Origin of the sequence: Rothia sp. P4278 (assembly GCF_048512945.1) — a bacterium.
Lineage (GTDB): Bacteria > Actinomycetota > Actinomycetes > Actinomycetales > Micrococcaceae > Rothia.
The window spans coordinates 251,957-271,421 of the sequence record NZ_JBLXXU010000002.1; the positions used below are offsets into that span (position 1 = coordinate 251,957).

Annotated in this window: 20 protein-coding genes; 5 read left to right on the top strand and 15 right to left on the bottom strand. The window is 56.6% G+C overall.

All coding sequences use genetic code 11. The features are described from left to right. Positions 1-99: 99 nt before the first annotated feature. Together ACN085_RS05250 and ACN085_RS05255 are read left to right on the top strand one after the other, a co-directional pair. On the top strand, positions 100-1,353 hold the full coding sequence (locus ACN085_RS05250) for an AMP-binding protein (protein WP_419110819.1): 1,254 nt from the start codon (positions 100-102) through the stop codon (positions 1,351-1,353). 87 nt (positions 1,354-1,440) lie between these two features. Then, a complete protein-coding gene (locus ACN085_RS05255; RefSeq protein WP_419104739.1) occupies positions 1,441-2,358 on the top strand; it encodes a 1,4-dihydroxy-2-naphthoate polyprenyltransferase in 918 nt (305 codons plus the stop codon). A gap of 86 nt (positions 2,359-2,444) precedes the next feature. Here ACN085_RS05255 and ACN085_RS05260 read toward each other — a convergent pair whose 3' ends face one another. After that, a complete protein-coding gene (locus ACN085_RS05260; protein WP_419104740.1) occupies positions 2,445-2,726 on the bottom strand; it encodes a hypothetical protein in 282 nt (93 codons plus the stop codon). 87 nt (positions 2,727-2,813) lie between these two features. Here ACN085_RS05260 and ACN085_RS05265 point away from each other — a divergent pair, with 87 nt between their 5' ends. Beyond that, a complete protein-coding gene (locus ACN085_RS05265) occupies positions 2,814-3,218 on the top strand; it encodes a PLD nuclease N-terminal domain-containing protein (protein ID WP_419110820.1) in 405 nt (134 codons plus the stop codon). Between the two features lie 64 nt (positions 3,219-3,282). Here the strand turns inward: ACN085_RS05265 and ACN085_RS05270 are convergent, their stop codons facing one another. From ACN085_RS05270 to ACN085_RS05325, 12 genes are all read right to left on the bottom strand, one after another. Beyond that, the gene (locus ACN085_RS05270; RefSeq protein WP_419110821.1) at positions 3,283-4,347 is read right to left on the bottom strand and encodes a hypothetical protein; all 1,065 of its coding nucleotides are present in this window, start codon (positions 4,345-4,347) and stop codon (positions 3,283-3,285) included. A 19-nt stretch (positions 4,348-4,366) separates the two neighbouring features. Continuing rightward, positions 4,367-4,711 carry a PadR family transcriptional regulator gene (locus ACN085_RS05275; RefSeq protein ID WP_419110822.1) on the bottom strand — a complete coding sequence of 115 codons (345 nt, stop codon included), beginning with the start codon at positions 4,709-4,711 and terminating at the stop codon, positions 4,367-4,369. Positions 4,712-4,853: 142 nt separating this feature from the next. Beyond that, positions 4,854-5,945: a c-type cytochrome biogenesis protein CcsB gene (gene ccsB, locus ACN085_RS05280; protein ID WP_419110823.1), complete on the bottom strand. Its 1,092-nt coding sequence runs from the start codon at positions 5,943-5,945 to the stop codon at positions 4,854-4,856. Between the two features lie 92 nt (positions 5,946-6,037). Further along, positions 6,038-7,639 carry a cytochrome c biogenesis protein ResB gene (gene resB, locus ACN085_RS05285; protein WP_419104744.1) on the bottom strand — a complete coding sequence of 534 codons (1,602 nt, stop codon included), beginning with the start codon at positions 7,637-7,639 and terminating at the stop codon, positions 6,038-6,040. A 52-nt stretch (positions 7,640-7,691) separates the two neighbouring features. Next, a complete protein-coding gene (locus ACN085_RS05290) occupies positions 7,692-8,444 on the bottom strand; it encodes a cytochrome c biogenesis CcdA family protein (protein WP_419099196.1) in 753 nt (250 codons plus the stop codon). Further along, positions 8,437-9,045: a TlpA family protein disulfide reductase gene (locus ACN085_RS05295; RefSeq protein WP_419104745.1), complete on the bottom strand. Its 609-nt coding sequence runs from the start codon at positions 9,043-9,045 to the stop codon at positions 8,437-8,439. Before ACN085_RS05295 ends, ACN085_RS05290 begins: the two co-directional genes overlap by 8 nt. 47 nt (positions 9,046-9,092) lie before the next feature. Next, entirely contained in the window at positions 9,093-9,782 is a 690-nt protein-coding gene (locus ACN085_RS05300) for a histidine phosphatase family protein (protein WP_419099194.1), read from the bottom strand. Positions 9,783-9,890: 108 nt separating this feature from the next. Further along, the gene (locus ACN085_RS05305) at positions 9,891-10,145 is read right to left on the bottom strand and encodes a glutaredoxin family protein (RefSeq protein WP_419099193.1); all 255 of its coding nucleotides are present in this window, start codon (positions 10,143-10,145) and stop codon (positions 9,891-9,893) included. Between the two features lie 89 nt (positions 10,146-10,234). Continuing rightward, complete coding sequence (locus ACN085_RS05310) at positions 10,235-10,333, bottom strand: 30S ribosomal protein bS22 (RefSeq protein WP_005504750.1); 99 nt, start codon at positions 10,331-10,333, stop codon at positions 10,235-10,237. A 248-nt stretch (positions 10,334-10,581) separates the two neighbouring features. Then, positions 10,582-12,639, bottom strand: coding sequence for an FCD domain-containing protein (locus ACN085_RS05315; RefSeq protein ID WP_419110824.1), 2,058 nt, complete (start codon positions 12,637-12,639; stop codon positions 10,582-10,584). A gap of 41 nt (positions 12,640-12,680) precedes the next feature. Further along, entirely contained in the window at positions 12,681-13,619 is a 939-nt protein-coding gene (locus ACN085_RS05320) for an ArsR/SmtB family transcription factor (RefSeq protein WP_419110825.1), read from the bottom strand. Positions 13,620-13,768: 149 nt separating this feature from the next. Then, positions 13,769-14,920: an acetoin utilization protein AcuC gene (locus ACN085_RS05325; RefSeq protein WP_419099190.1), complete on the bottom strand. Its 1,152-nt coding sequence runs from the start codon at positions 14,918-14,920 to the stop codon at positions 13,769-13,771. Positions 14,921-15,094: 174 nt separating this feature from the next. On the opposite strand from ACN085_RS05325, the gene ACN085_RS05330 reads away from it, so the two are divergent. Both ACN085_RS05330 and ACN085_RS05335 read left to right on the top strand, forming a co-directional pair. Continuing rightward, positions 15,095-16,570, top strand: coding sequence for a TrkH family potassium uptake protein (locus ACN085_RS05330; RefSeq protein ID WP_419110826.1), 1,476 nt, complete (start codon positions 15,095-15,097; stop codon positions 16,568-16,570). Then, positions 16,563-17,240 (top strand): potassium channel family protein, encoded by a 678-nt coding sequence (locus ACN085_RS05335; protein WP_419099188.1) that lies wholly within the window; start codon positions 16,563-16,565, stop codon positions 17,238-17,240. Before ACN085_RS05330 ends, ACN085_RS05335 begins: the two co-directional genes overlap by 8 nt. A 423-nt stretch (positions 17,241-17,663) precedes the next feature. On the opposite strand, the gene proC is transcribed toward ACN085_RS05335, so the two are convergent. Beyond that, the gene (proC, locus tag ACN085_RS05340; protein WP_419110827.1) at positions 17,664-18,521 is read right to left on the bottom strand and encodes a pyrroline-5-carboxylate reductase; all 858 of its coding nucleotides are present in this window, start codon (positions 18,519-18,521) and stop codon (positions 17,664-17,666) included. A gap of 53 nt (positions 18,522-18,574) precedes the next feature. Continuing rightward, positions 18,575-19,426 (bottom strand): sugar phosphate isomerase/epimerase family protein, encoded by an 852-nt coding sequence (locus tag ACN085_RS05345; RefSeq protein ID WP_419110828.1) that lies wholly within the window; start codon positions 19,424-19,426, stop codon positions 18,575-18,577. Positions 19,427-19,465 lie beyond the last annotated feature (39 nt).

A 19,465-nucleotide genomic window follows, 5' to 3' on the forward strand; every position in this document is an offset into this window, starting at 1 on the left:
TCTACCAGGGGCCACCCCTAGCATTACTGTTACCCACAACACTATCAAGCGGATTGGGCTAAGAGCCACTCACCGCCCAGGCGTAAACTGGAGAACATCATGCACAGACACCAGCTCACCCCCCTACCTGCACCGCCCCTGCCCAGCCCGGGCTCCGCCGTCATGGTGGATGGGGCACCAATCGGTGCAGTAGAGGAACAGGTGGAGCGTTCCCTGGCCCTCTTTGGTAGGGCCTTTAGGCAGGTTGATGAAAACCCCACCACTCCGGCGCTTGTCGTAGCCACCAGCGGCTCTACCGGTCGGCCTAAAAAGATTGTGCTCTGCGCAGGTGCCCTCCGTGCTTCTGCCGACGCAACCAGCAGGGTAACCGACTGCAGTTCAGCCCAGTGGCTCCTAGCTCTACCGGTCCACTATGTTGCCGGTGCCCAGGTGCTAGCCCGCTCAGTGCTGGCAGGTACCCGGCCCGTACTCACCCGTTCCATTGCTGAGGGAACCAGCTTTAGTGCCCGCGACTTTGTAGACAGTGCAGAGCGGCTCACTGCCCGCGAGCGGCTGGTATCCCTCGTGCCGACCCAGCTCCACCGGCTGCTTGAAACACCGGATGTCGCCCTGCGCCAGGCCGCAGTGGACGCCCTGCGTTCCTTCTCGGCTGTTCTGCTCGGTGGTGCCCCCTCCAGCGCCCAGCTGATCGCGACGGCCCGGCAACTACATCTGCCCGTTATCAGAACCTACGGTTCAGCCGAAACAGCCGGGGGCTGCGTCTACGAGGCTACCCCCCTGCCCGGTGTGTGCGTGCAGATAGAGCCGGCGGAAGATACCAGCGCACCCGGCAGAATCTGGTTGGGCGGGCCGACCATTGCCAGCGGCTACGCGCAGGACCCCCAGCGCACAGCCGCACACTTTTTCATCGACCCCAGCGGCACCCGCTGGTACCGCACCGACGACCTCGGTAGTTTTGATGCCGCCACCGGCAGGCTCACCGTGCAGGGGCGAAGCGACGATGTGCTCATCTCCGGTGGTATCAAGACAAGTGCCCGGCAGGTGGCCGCCGCTCTCGAAAGCCACCCGCTCGTTCAGGAGGCCCTGGTCTTTGGGCTCCCCGATCCTCGGTGGGGTCAGGTTATTTCCGCCGCCGTGACCCTAGCCGGAGCAAACGATGCAGCCGCCAACCACCGGCCTGAAAACCTGGACAGCGAACTGATGGAGTGGGTTGCCCACCAGCTGGGCCCGGCCTCAGCACCCAAGCTCATTGACTTCTTCCCGCAAGGCTTCCCTATCCTCAGCACGGGCAAATCCGACCGGAAAACAGTCAAGGACAACCTGGCCACGCGGTGGGCCTCACGCACCGGCTAAACCCCTAGCCCAGTAAAAAGTGGGATAATAGGGTGTTTATGTGGGTTATCCCCGCCAATTACCCCGATAAAGTACAAGGAGCAAGCAGTGGCAACAGTTGCACAGTGGATTGAAGGAGCGCGCCTACGCACCCTCCCTCTGGCCGCCGCACCTATCATTGCTGGCTCCGCCGCCGCCTACGAAGTCAAGGAGTTCAGGCCAGAACGGGCTCTACTGGCCTTTCTGGTGGCCTTTTTCTTGCAGGTGGGGGTCAACTACGCCAACGACTACTCCGACGGCGTTAAAGGAACAGACGAGGTGCGCGTTGGCCCCCTGCGCCTGGTCGGATCGGGAGTTGCCAAGCCCTACCAGGTCAAGCTAGCTGCCTTCCTCTGCTTCGGTCTTGCCGGGCTGAGCGGCCTGGGGCTGATCATGCTCTCCCAGCAGTGGTGGTTCCTGGCCATCGGTGCTTCTGCGGTGCTGGCGGCCTGGGGTTATACCGGCGGCAAGCACCCCTACGGCTACCTGGGTCTAGGCGATATCTTTGTCTTTATCTACTTTGGTTTGGTCGCTACCCTGGGTACGATGTTCACCCAAACTGCCCAGCTTACTCTCACCGCCTGGGTTTGTGCCGTGGCTATGGGGCTCTTCTCCTGCGCCCTGCTCATGGCCAATAATGTCCGTGATATACCCACCGACATTGAGGCCGGCAAGAGGACCCTGGCTGTCCGCCTGGGGGACAGGGTTTCACGCTTGACCTACACCGTAGAGATGGCCCTGGGCTTAGGTTTAACTGTTCTGCTGGTCCCCAGTAATCCCTGGTTTGTTCTCACCTTTATTTTGATTGGCCCGGTCGTTCATTCCTGCCTGGTAGTGCTCTCCGGTGCCCTGGGGCTGCAGCTCATTCCCGTGCTCAAGCAGGCGGGCTTTATAGCCCTCTGCTACTCAATTTTTATTGCCCTAGCGGTGATACTCCACCCCTTAGAGATCTTCGCGGAGCGGGCTACGGTCTTTACCGGTTACTAAAGCCAGCTGGTGATTCAGAGCCCGCATAAGATAAGTACCCCATCAACGCATCAGGGACGCCCCGGTGGGGCGTCCCTGATAGTGTTTTAGAGGCTCTGATGTGAGCGGTTGGCCTCGTCGATTTGGTCTTCGACGGCCTGATCTTCTTCAGCGATAGTAGTCTTCTCATGGGGCTTGCGCTTGAGCAGACGGTTAAAATCGCCAGCGGCGGCAACATGCAGGCGGGGGAAGGCAAGGTAGCAGATTGCGAACCCAATGATGACACCGCAGATAGCGGAGAGGTAAAGGCCCGCCCCAATATAGTAGGCGGCGAAGAAAGCTAAAGCCGCAAGACTGAGTCGGAGCAAGGAGTACTTGAAAAAATTCACTCCCCCAGTCTACCCTGCCCGGTCGGTTTACCTCGCTATCAGCGCACAAGCTCATCTAGCGGGCTGGAACGTGCCACACTAGAGGGTATGGGTAGAGCTATTTTGATTATTGGCGGTGCCGCACTGCTAGTGGGTGTGTGGATTTTTTCTGTTCTGGATGCCGCTCAGAGCGACCGGGGCCTGGTAAGGACCCTACCTAAGGGGGCCTGGCTGGTTGTTTTGATTCTGTTCCCCTTACTGGGGTCTGTGCTCTGGTTCTGGTTGGGCAGGCCGCCTAAATCACGGTACGGCTCTTTCGGCACGCCTGTTGAGAAACCGGTGGTAGCCCCCGATGACGACCCCGAGTATCTTCGTTTTCTTGAGGCTAGGGCCAGACGAGAGAAGCAGGACCGCGAGCGCAAAGGGCTGAAGAACCCTGCTGACGCTGAGCGGGCTGACCCTCAAGATCCCGAGGACCCCGACCATAAGCCAGAAGATGGCAGTCCCTCATAAACCTGAGCCCCCGTAGCAGTTGCTACGGGGGCCTCATTTTTGCCGGTTTTCTAGGCTTGATTTTCTAGGCCAGGGGCTTCTGGGCCTTATGGTAGGCGCACCAGCTTTTACGGGCCTCCGTGACCAGCAGTATCACGAGCAGGAATAGGATGGGTAGTTTCCAGCTAAGAGCCTGTGGGTCATTGACGGCAAAAGCGCTGTAGGCCCAAAAGCAGCAGGCCCCTAGGCTAAGCGAGGCTCTCAGGAGGTTGCGGTAGGGCGGGACCTTGCCTTGCCCGGCCAGTGAGCGGGCATAGGTAACGGGATCACCAAACTCTTCTAGGGCACTACTTTGGCTGAAGGCTAGGTGTTCTCTCACGCGGTAGGCTTCTTCGCGGGCACGGGCTTCGGTCATATCGCCCCGGGATCGCAGTTCCTGGATGAAAACGGATAGCCAGGCAGCTTCATCACCGGGCACCAACTCCTGTGCTTTGTGCGGTGAGGGCTCTGGGAGGTGTTTGAAGGCTAAGGCTCCCAGTAGACCGAGAACAGCTGCAATCAGTAGGAGCCACCAGGGGGAATAGCGGGTGCTGGTAGCACCGAGCAACCCAAAGACGCCCGCCGTTGCCCCAGAGCCAAGGAGCGTGAAGAGGGCACAGGCTGTAAGAGCCTTGACAAACCCCCAGCGCCTATTGGCCCGCTGGTAGAGGGCACCTACCCCTAGGGTAAGGAAAGCCAGAAGCAGGGGGGCCGCTAGCATCCCTATTTTGGGGTCGGCCTGGCGGTCGCTCGGTAGCGCTAAGACCAGCAGGAAGAGAAGAGAGTAGAAGGCCCCCAGGCACAAACCTAAGCCAATAAATTCTTTCAGGCCTAGGGGTGTGTCTTCAAGAAAGACCTGGGTTCCCTTGTCGCGCCAGAGCGCAATTTTGTGGGCGGCCCATTCCTGCGGCGGGCCGTAAAGTTGGGCTGGGCTTTGCCCGGTTGCCTCTACCTGCCGGATAACGCCCCGCACTGCGCTTTCGCTGGTTACGGCTTTGACGGAGTTGGTGGCTAGGGTGGCGAAGGCGGCCTGTACCCAGTCGGTATCTTCAGACAGATCACTAATCTGCCTGATCTCTTCGGTCAGTCTTTCGTAGGGGGTCCTTGTCATAGCTCCTCCTTAAAATCTTTCAGCCAGTGGTGGCAAGAGCGACAGGCAGAGCACCCAGTTGCTGGGCCAGTTCCGCCAGCCGGCTGCGTTGGGCTTCTAGATGGTGGTGACCGGCACCCGTAATGGCGTAGAGCCTGCGGGCGGGCCCCTTCTCGCCCTGAGTCCAGCTAGTAGTGACAAAGCCTGCGTCTTCTAATTTGGAGAGAGCTGGGTAGAGGGAACCGCCCTTAAGCTTGCCGTACCCCCACTGCTCGAGGTGTTGGGCCAGGCCGTAACCATGGGCTGGTGCGGCTTCAAGGCAGGCCAGGATGGCCAGGGGCAGGGTGGCTCTGATCAGAGCCTGGGGGTACATGCTGTTTGCCATAGTCCGCTCCTTTCATCACTAAGTAGAACATGTACCTAGATAGATTTCAAGAGTTACCCTGGGAACCCACAAAAAAAGCCGGCCTCTTCCCTGCCCATCAGCAGAGAAGAGACCGGCGCTGAGCACCTAGCCCTAGGAACGCTTACAGACCCGAGTAAGAGTGCAGGCCAGAGAAGAAGACGTTCACCACGGTGAAGTTGAAGATAATGCAGAGATAGCCAGCAATAGAGAGCCAGGCGGACGGCGGGCCAGACCAACCCCGGGTTGCACGGGCGTGCAGGTAGGCCGCGTAAACAACCCAAATAATAAAGGTCCAGACTTCCTTGGTGTCCCAGCCCCAGTAACGGCCCCAGGCCTTTTCAGCCCAGATAGCACCAGCAGCTAGAGTAAAGGTCCACATCGCAAAACCCACGGTATTCAAGCGGAAAGCAAAGTTTTCCAGCGCGGTAGCCGAGGGAATCAACCGCATAAAGCCCATACGGGTCAATGAGGTGTCCTGGTCGGCCAAAATCTGACGCTCACGGGCCGTCTGCACAAGCTGAAGAACTGCCATGGCAAAAGTGATGGTAAAGACCGCAGAGGCCAGCACCGCAATGGAAACGTGAATAACCAGCCAGTAGCTTTGCAGGGCGGGCTTAAGCTGGCCCACCGGTGTATTAAAGCCCATAGTGGCCGCTGTCATCATCACGAGGGCCAGCCCCGAAACCAGAGTGCCCACAAAACGTAGGTCACGGAAAACCAGGAACACCAGGAACACAGCAGTCACCAGGAAAGCACCGGTAGTGCAAAACTCGTACATGTTGCCCCAGGGAACCCGGTGAGCAGCCAAACCACGGGTCACCACACCAGCAGCGTGAACAAGGCAGCCCAGCACCATGATAGCTACCGCAGCACGCGCAGCCGGACGACGCTCACCGCTACCATAGCGCATATCCGAATCTGCCACATGGGCGGAAATCTTAGCGGTGGCCACACGCTGGTAGCCCATGCCACGAGCACCGGTTCCTTGCTCGGTACTGCTGATAACTGCAGCAGGCACCGAAGCGGACTTGCCGCCCACGCCTGCTCCCACAAGTTCCTTCTTGGACTCCTGGGCGGCTTCAAGCCGTTTGGTAATGCGCGAGTTAGCGGCAACATCCCAGCTGAAGGCAATGAAAGCAAACATGTAGGTAAGCGCCGCAAGGTACATAAAGAGTTCACTCCAGCGGGCGAACGTTTCGTTAATTTCTGGCATAGGCTTCTCGATTCAAAAGGTGCTACAAGCAGGGTTAGGAGGCCGAGGCCTGTATGGGGCGGCGCACCTGCTGAGCCGGTGTGCACGGGTGGTTATGCTTCATCAAATTCTAGTCCCCATCGCTCAGCGAGCAAGTCCGTGAGCTTATCTGCTTCTAGGCTTAGACGGGGGTCTTCACCACGAGCCAGCAGGGCATACTCGACCGTGAGTGCGCGCTCCGCGCCCTCCCCTGTTTCACGGGCCCGCACCCAAACACGGCGGCGAGCCACAAAGAGCGAAATAATCAGGCCCGCAAAGAGCAGGATAAAGGATGCCAGTGCTAGCGGGCGGCCCGGATCCGAGCGGATTTCTAAGCCAGCGTACCGCTTGACACCCAGGAACTCGACAGTGCCGTGTCCGTCGGGCATGGTGGCTTTGGTATTGCTTGCATCAAGGACGATACCGTTGCCCTGGGCCATGGTATTCAGCCCGGTTAGGCTTTCAAGGTCAAGCACATAGACATTCTGGGGCACCCCCTTATCGAGCCCCAGGTCACCGGTGTAGCTTTGAAGAACCAGCATGGGGTTATAGAGGTCTGAGTCGATTGAGGTCGGTGCGGCCCCGGTAGTTCGTTCGCCGGTAGGCAGGAACATACCCACAAAGCCCAGCTGGTCGGGGCTCGCGTCGGGAACCTTAAGAACCACCGATGACAGGTAGCTCTTACCCGCCGGTAGGCCTACCACGGGGCCTTCAAAAGCTACGGTACCGTCGTCATTGCTTATTTTGATGACGGGAGCATAGCCGTTTCCCAGCAGGTAGATGCTGGTGCCCTCAAAGTAGATAGGTTCATTGACCTTGAGGGTCTGCTGGCGGCTTTCCCCCTTGGAATCAGTGAGAGTGAACTCGGCAGAGTAGTCAATATCGTCCCCGTAGGTGGGGGAACCTTTCTGCCGGTCGTACTCTACCGTCATGGTATCCATGGTCGCGGCGTAGGGGACCAGCCAGTCGGGGTTGTAGTTTGTACCGGGGCTGAATGAGTCATAGCTCATCAGGGAGTTCACAAAAGTTTCGTCTTCCGCAACAATCTTTTGGCCGCTGTAGCCAAAGAGGGAGCCAACAGCAACGGCGACCAGCACCCCCATCATGGCCAGGTGGAAGAGGATATTGCCAAGTTCGCGTAGATAGCCACGTTCAGCCGCTACATTGACAGCGTCTGCTTCCTGGCGGATCTCTACCCGGTAGCGGCGCTTCCTGAGGATAGCAGCAGCGTCTTCAATGGCTTGCTGGGCTGTGAGCCCTTCGGTGCCCTCGCCCAGGGGAATCATGAGGGTACGGTGCTGGGGTAGGCGGTTAAAGTTCTTGGGCGTGCGCGCAGGAGCAGAGCGCATCGAGCGGAAGTGTTTGAGAGCGCGAGGGATAACGCACCCAATCAGCGAGATAAAGAGCAGAATGTAGATAGAGGCGAACCAGACTGAAGAAAAGACATCGAAGAGCTGGAGCTTATCGGCAATAGGGCCCCACGTCTCGTGCGCTTTGATGTAGTCATTGACCTTTGCAGGGTCCTGAATACGCTGGGGAAAGACCGAGCCGGGCACAGCGGCAACAGCCAGCATGAGCAGCAAGAAGAGCGCGGTGTTCATCTTGGTGAGCTGCGTCCAGGCCCAGCGGAGCATTTCTAGCGGCCCGAGTGCCGCCGCGTCTTGAGTCTCAGCCATGATTTCCTTGAGTAATGAGTGCGGGTATTTGTGTGGTGGTGAGTACCGATACTTAGATAGGGAGCTGGTAGACCGGAACCGTAGCTTGGAACCAGGACATCATGGAGGTCCAGGCCCCCGTGGCTAGCAGAATACCGATAAGAATCAGCATGGCCCCGCCCAGTTTCTGCAGGAGTAGGCGGTGGCGGCGTGCCCACCCCAGGGTGTTAACACCCCTGCTGATCCCCAGGGCTACCAGCAGGAAGGGAATACCCAGCCCTAGGCAGTAGGCCAGCGTCAGAAGAATAGCTTTAGTATTACCTGACCCGCCGGTGTAGACAAGGGTTTGGACGGCGGCAAAGGTGGGGCCGATGCAGGGAGCCCACCCCAGGCCAAAAGTCATCCCCAGAATCGGTGCTCCCCACAGCCCTGCCGGTGGTTTTGCCTCGATTTTTCGGTCCTTCTGGAAAAAGTTGAAGCGCCCCATAAAAATCAGGCCCATCAGAATGACCAGGGCTCCCAGGAGCACATCAACCCAGCGCTGACCGCGTAGCCAGGGGGCGGCACCCAGTTGAGCGAGTACCACCGACATCAGCACGAAAATCAGAGAGAAGCCGAACACGAATAGGCTAATCCCAACCAACATGCGGATGGTTCGGTGGCGGGCACTCATCTGGCCACCCGATAGGCCCGTAACGTAGCCAACATAGCCGGGTACCAGCGGTAGCACACAGGGCGAGGCAAAGGACACCAGGCCGGCTAAAGCCGCCAGGGGCAGAGCCAGCCATAGTGAGCCATCAAGAACTATTTGGCCGTAGTTAGGCACTGATTTGGTCTTCGAGCAGGGTTTTGAGAACCGATTTATCAATCTGCCCTAAGATGCGGGCGGCTACACGCCCTTCGGCATCGAGCACAACAGTAGTGGGCACGGCCTGAGCAGGAACATACTTGCTCATGGCAAGGAGCACCTTGCCGTTCAGATCCCTAAAGGAGGGATAGGCAACCCCGAATTTTTTCTCGAAGGCTTCAGCGGTGCCTTTTTCATCGCGCACGTTAGCACCGTAGAAGATAACTTTCTGGCCATAGCTCTCATGAAGCTCGTTGAGCCAGGGAGCTTCAGCGCGGCAGGGCGCACACCCTGCGTACCAGAAATTGATCAGGACCGGCTTACCGCGCAGTTCTGATGCTCGAACAACCGAACCATCAAACAGCTCACCCTCAAATTCAACGGGTTGCCCCCGCTCCCCCTGCGCGTATTCGGTGACGCTACCATCACCGGCAATATATCCCTTAGCGTCCCCCGCATCAGCCTGGGATGCCAGAGAATCTTGGCCTTGCGAGCAGGCAGATAGAAGCCCCACAGTGCCCAGAGCAAAGAGCCCCAGAGCCTGCTTACGGCTCACTCGTAGGTCAGAAGGAGTCAACATAAAAAGGGGTCTTTCGAGTCAGAGGGTGTGAGGATGCAACTGGGCTATTATGACCCGGGTAACTGAATAACACCTGAGTACAGCTCCGCAGCAGGCTCAACATAAGAGAGTTTTGGCTTGCCAGGAGCAAAAATATTCTTGAACTTAAGGCTGGTAATGGAAGCCAAATTACACTGGCGTGCGCGGGGGTCATGCGGTAGCAGACCACCCTCCACCGAGGTGCGGGCCATCCAGATGGGGAGCTGGTGGGACACAATGATTGCCTCGGCGCCATCACCCCCCAGCTCATAGGCTGTGCGTGCGGCGTCCTTAATGGCCTCTGCCATACGGGCAACCTGTTCCCTGTAGGGCTCACCCCAGGAAGGACGCAGGGGGTTCACCAGGTGCTTCCAGTGTGAGGGGTTCCCCAGCAGCTCCTGCTTATTGACATGCAGGCCCTCAAAGTAGTTATCGGCTTCAATCACACGTTCATCGGGCTGAGCGGTCAGGCCCAGGAGCTCTTCAATCGGTGCGGCAGATTCCCGGGTGCGGGTGAGCGGCGAACAGACCAGGTGCACGATATTGGCCCCGGCATCGGAGCGGCGCTTAAACTCTTCAGCGCTCAGACCCACCATTTTCTGCCCGGTCTCGGACAGGTGGTAGTTGGGTAGGCGCCCGTACACAATACGATCCGGATTGTGCACTTCGCCGTGGCGCATCAGGTGGACAGTAACAGTAGCCTGTTGTGGTGTGCTCATATACCTAGTCTCTCAGACGCGGCCAACAAGCGCTAACCCGACCTGAAGAGCCCGGGTATCTCTTGGCCACCACTGTGGTCTGTCAGGGCTTTGCCTGGCCCAACGTTTTTAGCCAGCCAGTTTTTTCTCCAGCAGGCGAGCAAGACGCTTGGTGTTGATTTGCCAGAAGTCCTTAACCTCCCCGTCCACCCGCAAGACCGGAATCTCGGTACGGTACCGCTCCAAAAGGTCGGGGTCATCCTCAACGTTAATCTCGGTAAAACTCAGGTCAAAGCCTGAGACAACCTCCTGGGTTGCCTGCCGGGCAGATTCGCACAGGTGGCACCCTGGCTTGGTCAGAAGTTCAATAAGCGGTGTGGCCATAGTCTTTACTCTATCGCGCCAGCGCCTCTCGCCACACTTTAAAGAGCGTGAGCCCCGCACCCAAAGGTGCGAGGCTCACGGTGAAGAATTTACTTCTTATTGCGGCGCTGGTGGCGAGTCTTACGGAGAAGCTTGCGGTGCTTCTTCTTCGACATACGCTTGCGGCGCTTCTTGATAACTGAACCCATAGGATTCACCTCACTTATTAAATAGAGTGGTTGATACCCGGCCGACACCACCTGATAGTTCAGGTGTGTACGGTAGCTATCCGGGGGTTATACCGGTATAAACGCTCCCTTACACACGCTTTTGGGCACAAAAATACCCTCCGCGTGAAAAAACGCTCTCTGTCAAGAGTACAGGTAAACAGGACGTTCCGAGGCCCGTTCACCCTCAAGTGAGAACATTTTCTCGTTGCATTTCCCACACTGAGCCTTTAGCGGCGGTTTTTCTTAGATTTCTTTTTACCCTTTTTCTGGCTCAGGATACTCCCGGCAGACGCAGCAGTACCCGGCTCAGTAGGTTGGCCAGTCTGTGCCGGTAGGGGCTCCTCGGCCTGGCCGTTCTTAACCTGCGAGGTCTCATCCTGCCAGGGAGCACTCTTGTGCAGGTCCTCATCCTCCCAATCAGAGTAGTCGGCTGCACCGTCATCCTCGGCAAGGGGGTCGATGTACTCATACCCCTCAAACGAATTGGTTTCAGGCTCATCAGATATATGCAGGGTATCGTCCACATCGCGGGAAGGCTCTGCGGGCACAGCCGACCTGACCGGAGATTTCATCTGCTTAAAACCAAAGTAGTTAACGATATCGAAGAGCTTCTTAGAAGCTACCCTGCTGGGGCGCTTCGGCTCAGATGCGGCGATTTCTCTTGCAGGCGCAGGTGACTCCATGACCTGAGCTTCAGGTGCATGAGCGACCTGCCCAGTCTCACAAGCAGGTGCGGCCCCTGATTCCCTAGGGTTGGCCTCAGTACGACGAGCTAGCTTCTTGGCAGCAGCCAGACGAGCTTCTTCGTTTTTGAGCTTCTCTTCAAGGTCTTCTACCGGAACCCTCTGGACCGGAGCCGATACCTGCTCAGCAACTACAAGAGGTTTGTCTTCTTGGCCGACCGGTTGCCAGTCAATGAGGCGCCGGACCGGGACCGGCTTGGGCGAGGTCTGGCGCGGTGGAATCACCGTTGCGCGAACAACGGGGCTGACGGTACCGCGACGCTTACGCGTAGCGCTACCGGTTGGTACAGCCCGCTCTTCTGCCAGCGCGATGGGCTCAGGACGATCGGGCTGCTGGTCAGGCTGTTCAGATACAGCAGGTTCACGGGACTTCTCTTCCTCGCTATCCAGCACAAGATCAGGCTCAGGAGTTTCTGCGGCCTTAGCTTGCGGCTCCTTTTCCGAACGCTCTGCCGGTTCTTGGCCCTTGGGCTCTACAAGAGCCTGGGCGCTCTCAGCTTCAGCAGTATCTTCGCTAGCTTGAGGGGTCGCATCAGCCAGGACCTCCTGTGCAGTCACAGCTTCGGCTACTTCGGGAGCATCTTCTACAGGGGCCTCCTCCAGCGGAGCTTCCGGCGCGGTTTGCACAGGCGAGGCGGTAACCGGTTCGGGCGCAGGCTGTTCTTTGCTCTTCTCTAGGACAGACCGCGCAGGCGAAACAGAAGACTTAATGGGCTGAATCGTTGCCAGAGCCTCAAAGAGGTCTGGCTCAATTGCACCACCCCACTGCTCCGGCAGGAGCCCCTTGGCATCAATATCCACGGGTTCCAGAGTGAACTGAGGATCCTCATCCTCCTGCCCCATGTCCTCTGGCAGATCAAGCCGGTGACCTGCCTCAGCAAAACGCTCATGCAGGTTAGCTCGCAAAAGGGTCTGAGCAAGTGCAGGATCACCAGAACGAGCCGCATCGACAATGGCACGGTACTCCATACGCAAACGAGCCGATGTCGCACTCCACAGAGGAACCCGGTTAACAAGCTCAAACCGTGCTTCAATCATGGCATCGCGCAGCGTAGCCAACAGGGCAGAGACCAGGGCGTTACCCGACAAACGACCCAGCTGAATATGAAAATCAGCCTCAAGGTCGTGGAAATCGCTGAGACTGGTAGCGGCATCCTGCATGGCCCCGACAATCCGGTCAAGTTCGGGGAAGGCAGACTGGTCAAAAGACGGCCCGGCCAAGGCGTAGCTTTCCAGGAGCAGGCAGGTGTTTAACAGGTCCTGGCGCGGGGCTCGTGAACTGGCCAAGTAGAGGCCGATGGCAGGGCCAGCCGATGATGCCGGCTCACGCAAGAGAACGCTGATGATGCTCTTCTTGCGCCCCTCATAAAGCCTTAGCACCCCGATTTCTTCGCAGTGCTTAAGGCTTTCACGCATCAGATTTTGGCTGAGACCCACCTCGCGGGCCAGCACTCTGTCATCGGGTAGTTCATCTCCCAGATGCAGGTTTTGGTTAATCAGTTCATTCTCAATCCAGTCGAGAAACTGCTGATGGTGTGCCATATAGGGTTGTGTTTTCTCTCAGATAGGGGTCTATGGAGTGATTAGCGCGCGCTGCGACGGCCCCAGCGAGCCAGCTTTGACAGCAGACCGCCTTCTTCAGCGGCTTCTGCTGCCTGCGCCTCTGTGATAGATGCGCGTTCCTGCGATTCCGCAACAGCAGCCTCAGCCTGGGCATCAATATCAGTCTCAAGCTTTGAAAGAGCAGGCTGAGCTTGGGAGAGGCCTTGGGGAACAAGCGGATTCTCGCCTGGAGAAACCTGTTCGTCTTCAGAATCTAAGGTGAGGTTCCGAGCCATCAGCTTAAGCTGAAGAGTTGCCTCAGTTTCAAGGTCTTCTGCAGCAAATGTGTTATCTAATGTTGCAGATAGAGCCTTGGTACTTTCTGCTTTCTGCCTGGGGAATACCTGTTCCTTATCAATAATCCCGTCAGCTTGCTCACCGGTGTACCGGTCAAGGACCGGGGTGAAAGCAGTCAAAGGAGTAATCAAAATACCGGCATTCCTAGGGTGAGGAACAAGGGGGGTATCAACCTGTTCCTGGGTAACTTCAGCAGTCACGGGGGGCTCTTCTTCGGTTTCTTCTGGCTCGCTACTTGTAGCAAGCGGGCTAACCTTTTTTTCGAGGGATGGGGGGCTGGCCGTGCTGACCTGCTGGTCGGCAGGGTGAGCCCTTTCGTCCTGGGGGGTGGGAACAGTTTGGGACTCTCCTGTTTGGAGAGCAGGGGCATCGATGAGGGTCTGAGCCCAATCAGTGATAGTAAGGAGGGGCGCTGGGGTAATTGAATAGAAACGCTTCTGACCTACGGCCTCGGTTTCGACAAGACCGGCAGTTCGTAGGACTTTAAGGTGTTTAGAAACAGTTGGTTGGCTAACGCCAAGCTCCTCGACCAGTTCACCCACAGCCAATCGCTCGACAGCAAGTGCCTGAAGAATGTGTCGCCGGGTCGAGTCAGCGATAACAGCAAAAACGTCGTCTTTCATACTGACATCATATACGTATATATACCCACAATTGCATGTTTTACCAACAGAAGGGGGGACATGCCTGCACCTTATTGAAGCGGAGGGACTTTTACCCAAAGGGTAATACTTAGATATTCTAGCTTACCCTGCCACACCAGAAATATTGACTAGTCATACCAGGGATCCAGACCCCACAGTGGAAAAACCTCCTTGCGGGTGGCCATAATTGAGCGGTCGATACCGCTTGCAGGGTCAAACCCGACCTCCCACGAAGACCACCACAAATCCACTGGGTCCCCCAAGATAGTGGGCACTTTCGTCCCGTAGCGCTCCAACATATATTTTTGCCAGGCTTTCGGAGTGGGTATATTCACATCGAGAGGCTGACCCGCGGCAACAGCAATAAGGTGACTCCAGGAACGGGGTACAGCGTTATAAATCGAGTAGCCCCCTCCCCCGGTAGCTATCCATCGGCCCTCACACAGCTCATCGGCAAGCAAAGAAATATGGGCGGCAATCTCACGCTGACCGTTAATGCTGACCTTCAGGTGCGACATGTCATCGTCCATGTGTGAGTCGCAGCCGTGTTGGCTAACAATGACCTCTGGCTGAAACTCCCGTAAGACGCTGGGGACGATTGCGTCGAAGGCTCGGAGCCAACCAGAATCAGCAGTTCCTTCGGGTAGGGCAATATTTACCGAGGTTCCCGCCGCAAGGCCCTCCGGCCCCACCTCGTTTGCAAACCCGGTGCCGGGAAAGAGCGTCATGCCACTCTCATGCAGAGAGATAGTCATAACGTTGGGATTATCCCAAAAGATGCTCTGAGTACCGTCCCCGTGGTGGGCATCCACATCGATGTAGGCAACTTTTGAAACACCCTGTTCCAGCAGGTGGCCGATACCTACAGCGCAGTCGTTATAGATGCAGAACCCGCTCGCCTGATCCCGCGAAGCGTGGTGCATACCGCCACCAAAATTAACCGCATGTTTTACAGCACCAGTCAAGATGGCCTCTGCCGCCTGAAAAGTTCCACCAGCCAGTCGGGCACTTGCTTCGTGCACCCCCTCAAAACCAGGGGTATCTTCCGTCCCCAAACCACAGTTTGCAATGGTAAGACTCGGGTCAGCACTAATCTTCTGAACCGCATCAATATAGGAGTAATCATGCGCTAACATGAGCTGGTGAACGTTAGCCATCTCTGGCTCTTCGAGCTGGATTTGCGGCAGGTCAAAGATTCCCAATGCGCGAGCTAGGGATGCCGTGGCATCGAGCCTGGAAGGGTGCATAGGGTGATAGTCGCCAAAATAGTAGTTAGCCATGTGGGGACTCCACAAGACTCGCAGGTCAGTTGGCGTCAGACTATCGGTTGCTGCCACGAGCACTACCCCCTAAAGGTTATTTAAGTCACATTTCTCATTAAACACTCTAAACCCCATCGACAGCGGAGCCTACCGATATGACACGCACACTAGGCTAGAAAGAGAGGTGAACCAATGAACAAAATCGTGCGCCAGCCCCCGAAACCCGAGGACCATAGCACCCTCTTCAAAATCAAGGAAAGAGTCCCTCAAACAGTCATGAAAGAGGCTGACCAAGATGCCCACCCTCTCCAAACTCTCTTATATAGATTTCGCGAGCTAGTAGATCAAAGTGTGGGAAATTCCTCCTCCCGCATAGCTATTGCAGCCTTTGTCCTGGTCATCTCCGCCTTATCCTCGCTCCTTTACACCCCCTGGGCCTCCCAGGACGGCCACTCAGTAGCCCTCCATGATGCGGTTTTCACGGCAACTAGTGCTGTGACCGTTACCGGTCTTACCACTGTCTCCACGGCTGACCAATGGAGCACTTTTGGGCACCTCGTTATTCTCGTCGGCGCACAGGTCGGGGGCCTGGGGACCCTCACATTCACCTCTATCCTGGCTCTGATCGTTGGCAAGAAACTTGGATTACGCTCAAAAATCATCGCTCAGGAAACCCTCAACATTGGCCGTTTGGGTGAAGTAGGCTCAGTCCTACGCACAGTAGCCTTCACCTCTATCACCATCGAAGCCTTTATTGCCGCAACCCTTATTCCCCGCTTCATATTTTTGGGCGAGCCCCTGAGCCAAGCCACCTGGCACGGAGTCTTCTACGCGATCTCGGCCTTTAACAATGCAGGCTTCACCCCTCACACAGATGGCCTTGTACCCTATAGCCATGATCTGTGGGTCATTACCCCCATAGCCTTAGGGGTCTTTATCGGCTCCCTGGGCTTCCCAGTCATCCTGGCCCTGCGCAAGAATCTGCACTACCGGGGGTGGAACCTCAACGCCAAGCTCACCCTGCTGGGTACCTTCCTGCTCTTTATGATGGGTTCCCTAGCCTGGCTGGTTCTTGAATGGAACAACCCCAAAACTATCGGGAGCATGACCCTGGCCGATAAGCTACTGAACGGAATATTTGCTTCTGTCATGACCCGCTCTGGAGGCTTCAACCTCGTAGAGATGTCAGACATGAACCCGGTGACAATGCTGCTGACCGATGTACTGATGTTTGTCGGCGGAGGCTCAGCATCAACCGCTGGTGGTATCAAGGTCACCACCCTGGCCGTAGTTTTCCTAGCCATTTTGGCCGAGGCCCGTGGTGACCAGTTCGTTGTAGCTTTCAGAAGAACCATCCCTGACGCTGTACTACGCATCGCAATTACGGTCATCATGATGAGTTCTGTCTTTGTACTCCTGGGGACTGCCGCTATTATGCTGATCAGCGGAGCCAGCCTGGATAAGTCACTCTTTGAGGTTATCTCCGCTTACGCCACCTGTGGTCTTTCAAGCGGGCTCTCACCTGATTTGCCAGCGGCAGGGGCCTACGTCCTTTCCCTGCTGATGCTGATTGGCAGAGTCGGTACCGTCACCGTGGCAACGGGCCTGGCTCTACGTTCCCGCCGCCGTCTATACAAGTTCCCCGAAGAAAGGCCCATCATTGGCTAAGAAAGAGTCTCGCACAACCCACAGCGCCCCGGTTCTAGTAATCGGGCTTGGCCGCTTTGGGTCAGCTACCGCGGCACAGCTCGTCCACCAGAATAAGGAGGTTCTGGCTGTTGAAAAGGATTCCGCACTAGTTCAGAAGTGGGCAGGGGAGCTGACCCATGTGGTCGAAGCAGATGCAACAGATATCAACGCCTTACGCCAGCTAGGCGCTCAGGACTTTAGCTCTGCTGTGGTTGGCGTAGGGACCTCGGTTGAGGCCTCTGTGCTCATCACAGCTAACCTAGTGGACCTAGGGATTGAACGCATCTGGGCCAAGGCGATTACGCCCTCCCACGGCAAAATTCTATCCCGTATTGGAGCACACCGGGTTGTTTACCCAGAGTCAGACGCCGGCGTCCGCGCCGCCCATCTGGTCTCCGGTCGTTTGCTTGATTTTATTGAGTTTGACGATGATTTCGCCATCGTCAAAATGTACCCACCTAAAGAAACCCACGGCTTCACCCTGGCAGAATCAGACGTTAGGTCCAAATACGGTGTAACAATCGTGGGTGTAAAATCCCCCGGCGAAGAGATTACCCATGCAACCCCCACAACAAAAGTCTCTTCACGAGATTTACTTATTGTCTCTGGGCAAGTAGATCTTATTCAGCGTTTTGCCTCAAGGCCCTAAATTCTCCACCCAAAGGTTGCCCTGACTAGGATTCAATAAACCTCAACCTAATATGTATATTGAGCTAATTTCTGAAAATTTTTCTGTTTTTTCTAGGACAACAAGGTGCATAATCCTACGAACTAGCCTATAGTTATAAATACCTCTAAAGGTGCGAGTGATTACTGAACGGTCCGCGAACCCGTTCAAGTAGCCAGAGACCTGATCTCTATGGTGGTTCCCCCTAATGCCACCGAGTTCAGGTTGAAGGCATTCTCCATCCGCCAGATCCCTACTGGTGGGTAGAGAGCTAAAGGCCAGTCCGGTTCCCTACGGACTGGCCTTTTAGTTTGCCCCCAAGAAGTTTCGCTACCCTCAAGGCTGAAATCTTGTTATAGAACTTGGTAGCACAGTATGCTCTTATGCTCAAACAGTCTTTAGGTGCTAGTGATCCTTGCTACCGCCGCAGAATTCAGCAGTCATCTCATCATTGCGCTGAACACAAGCCCGCATAGCCGCCTCAGTTAGTTCAAAGAGACCACCCTCAGTAAAGGTCCGGATAGCCCTGTCTGTGGTCCCCTTGGGACTGGTGACGGCCTGGCGCAGTGACTCGGGATCAGGGTCAGCCTCCAAGAGATAGCCCGCACCCGCCACGGTTGCCGCGGCTAGCGCTGTGGCTGTTTGCTCATCAAGGCCTAACTTCACACCGGCGGCGGCCATTGTCTCGGCTAGTAAGAAAGCATAGGCAGGCCCAGAACCAGACACAGCGGTGACAGCACCCATCTGTTCCTCTCCAACCTCAAAGACCTGCCCTGCTGCCGCCAAGATATTGGCCGCTACCTCCTGCTGGCTAGCACTTACTGACGCACCCACCGAGATAGCAAGAACCCCCTTGCCCACACGTGAAGGAGTGTTTGGCATGCAACGGATAACAGGTTGTCCCTCAGGCAGTGCTGCTGTCAGGGCATCGAGGGTGATACCTGCGGCCACCGATACCACAAGGGTGCTGGGGTCCAGTACCGGGGCGATCTGCCGGGCAAGGTCAAGAATAGCGTAGGGTTTGACGCCCAAGAGCACAAGGTCTGCCCCCTGGACAGCCCGCAGGTTTGCTTCGGGCTCTGTCTCGTTTGCCAGTACCAGGACTTCTGAGCCTCGCTCCCCCAGCTTCTTCTTAAGGGGCTCGATGCTAGCTACGGAGCCGACAGTAGCGCGAAGTGTTGCAGGATCAGCTCCACCGGCAAGCAAGCCTGAGGCAATTGCCCCGTTCATGGAACCCGTTCCCAAAAAAGCTACAGTAGTCATGGTAGATGTTGTCCTATCGGTAGGGATCAAAGAGAAAGCCTGCACGAGGCAGGTTAGCGGGCCAGGTGGGTGCGCGCAAACTGAAGCGTCTCGTAGAGCCACCCGTCACGCTCAGCCGCGCCCTTGGCCTTGCGGGTCGATACCTCGGCACACACCACGCCCGCAAAGTCGGTCGTCGCAAGGTACTGTAGCGTCTCAGCAACAGGCTGACTACCGTGCCCCGGCACCAAGTGCTCATCCATGAGCTTATCGCCAGAACCATCGGTCAAATGAAGGTGCCCCAGGCGAGAGCCAATCCGTTTAACGGCCTCTAAGGAGTCATCATTGGCAGCTGCCGCATGGGAGAAGTCCCAGGTAATCCAGTCATAGTCAAAGCGAGAGGGCTCCCAGTGCGGGGCGTACATCTCGATCGCTTTCCCTTTGAATGACCAGGGGTACATGTTTTCTACCGCGATTTTAACGCCCTCATGTTCAGAGATTTCGCGGACACCGGCCACAAAGTTCTTGGCGTAGGTCTTCTGCCATCGGAAAGGTGGGTGCGCAACAATCACGTCAGCTCCTACAGCCTTGGTCATTTTGGCAGCCATCTGCATCTTGTTCCAGGCCCGGCCCCACACCTGCTGGGTCAGCAAGAGAGTCGGTGCATGAATAGCAGAAATTGGAATCTGGTACTCCTGCACCAGGTTCAGCAGGTCGTAGGGCTCCTGACTCAGAGCGGTGTGAGTAATCATGACCTCTACACTGTCGTAGCCAAGATCTACAGCCGTTGAAAAGGTCTCGTGCACCCCCAGAGGAAAAAGGCAGGAGGTCGAAAGCGCCACAGGAATCTGAGGTCGCGGCCCTTCTGTTCCCGTAGTAACAATAGCAGGCTCAGCAGAAGCTGGGTTGAGCTGGGAGTCAGTCATAACAAGCACCGTTCATCTACAAACCGGCTTACCTAGAAA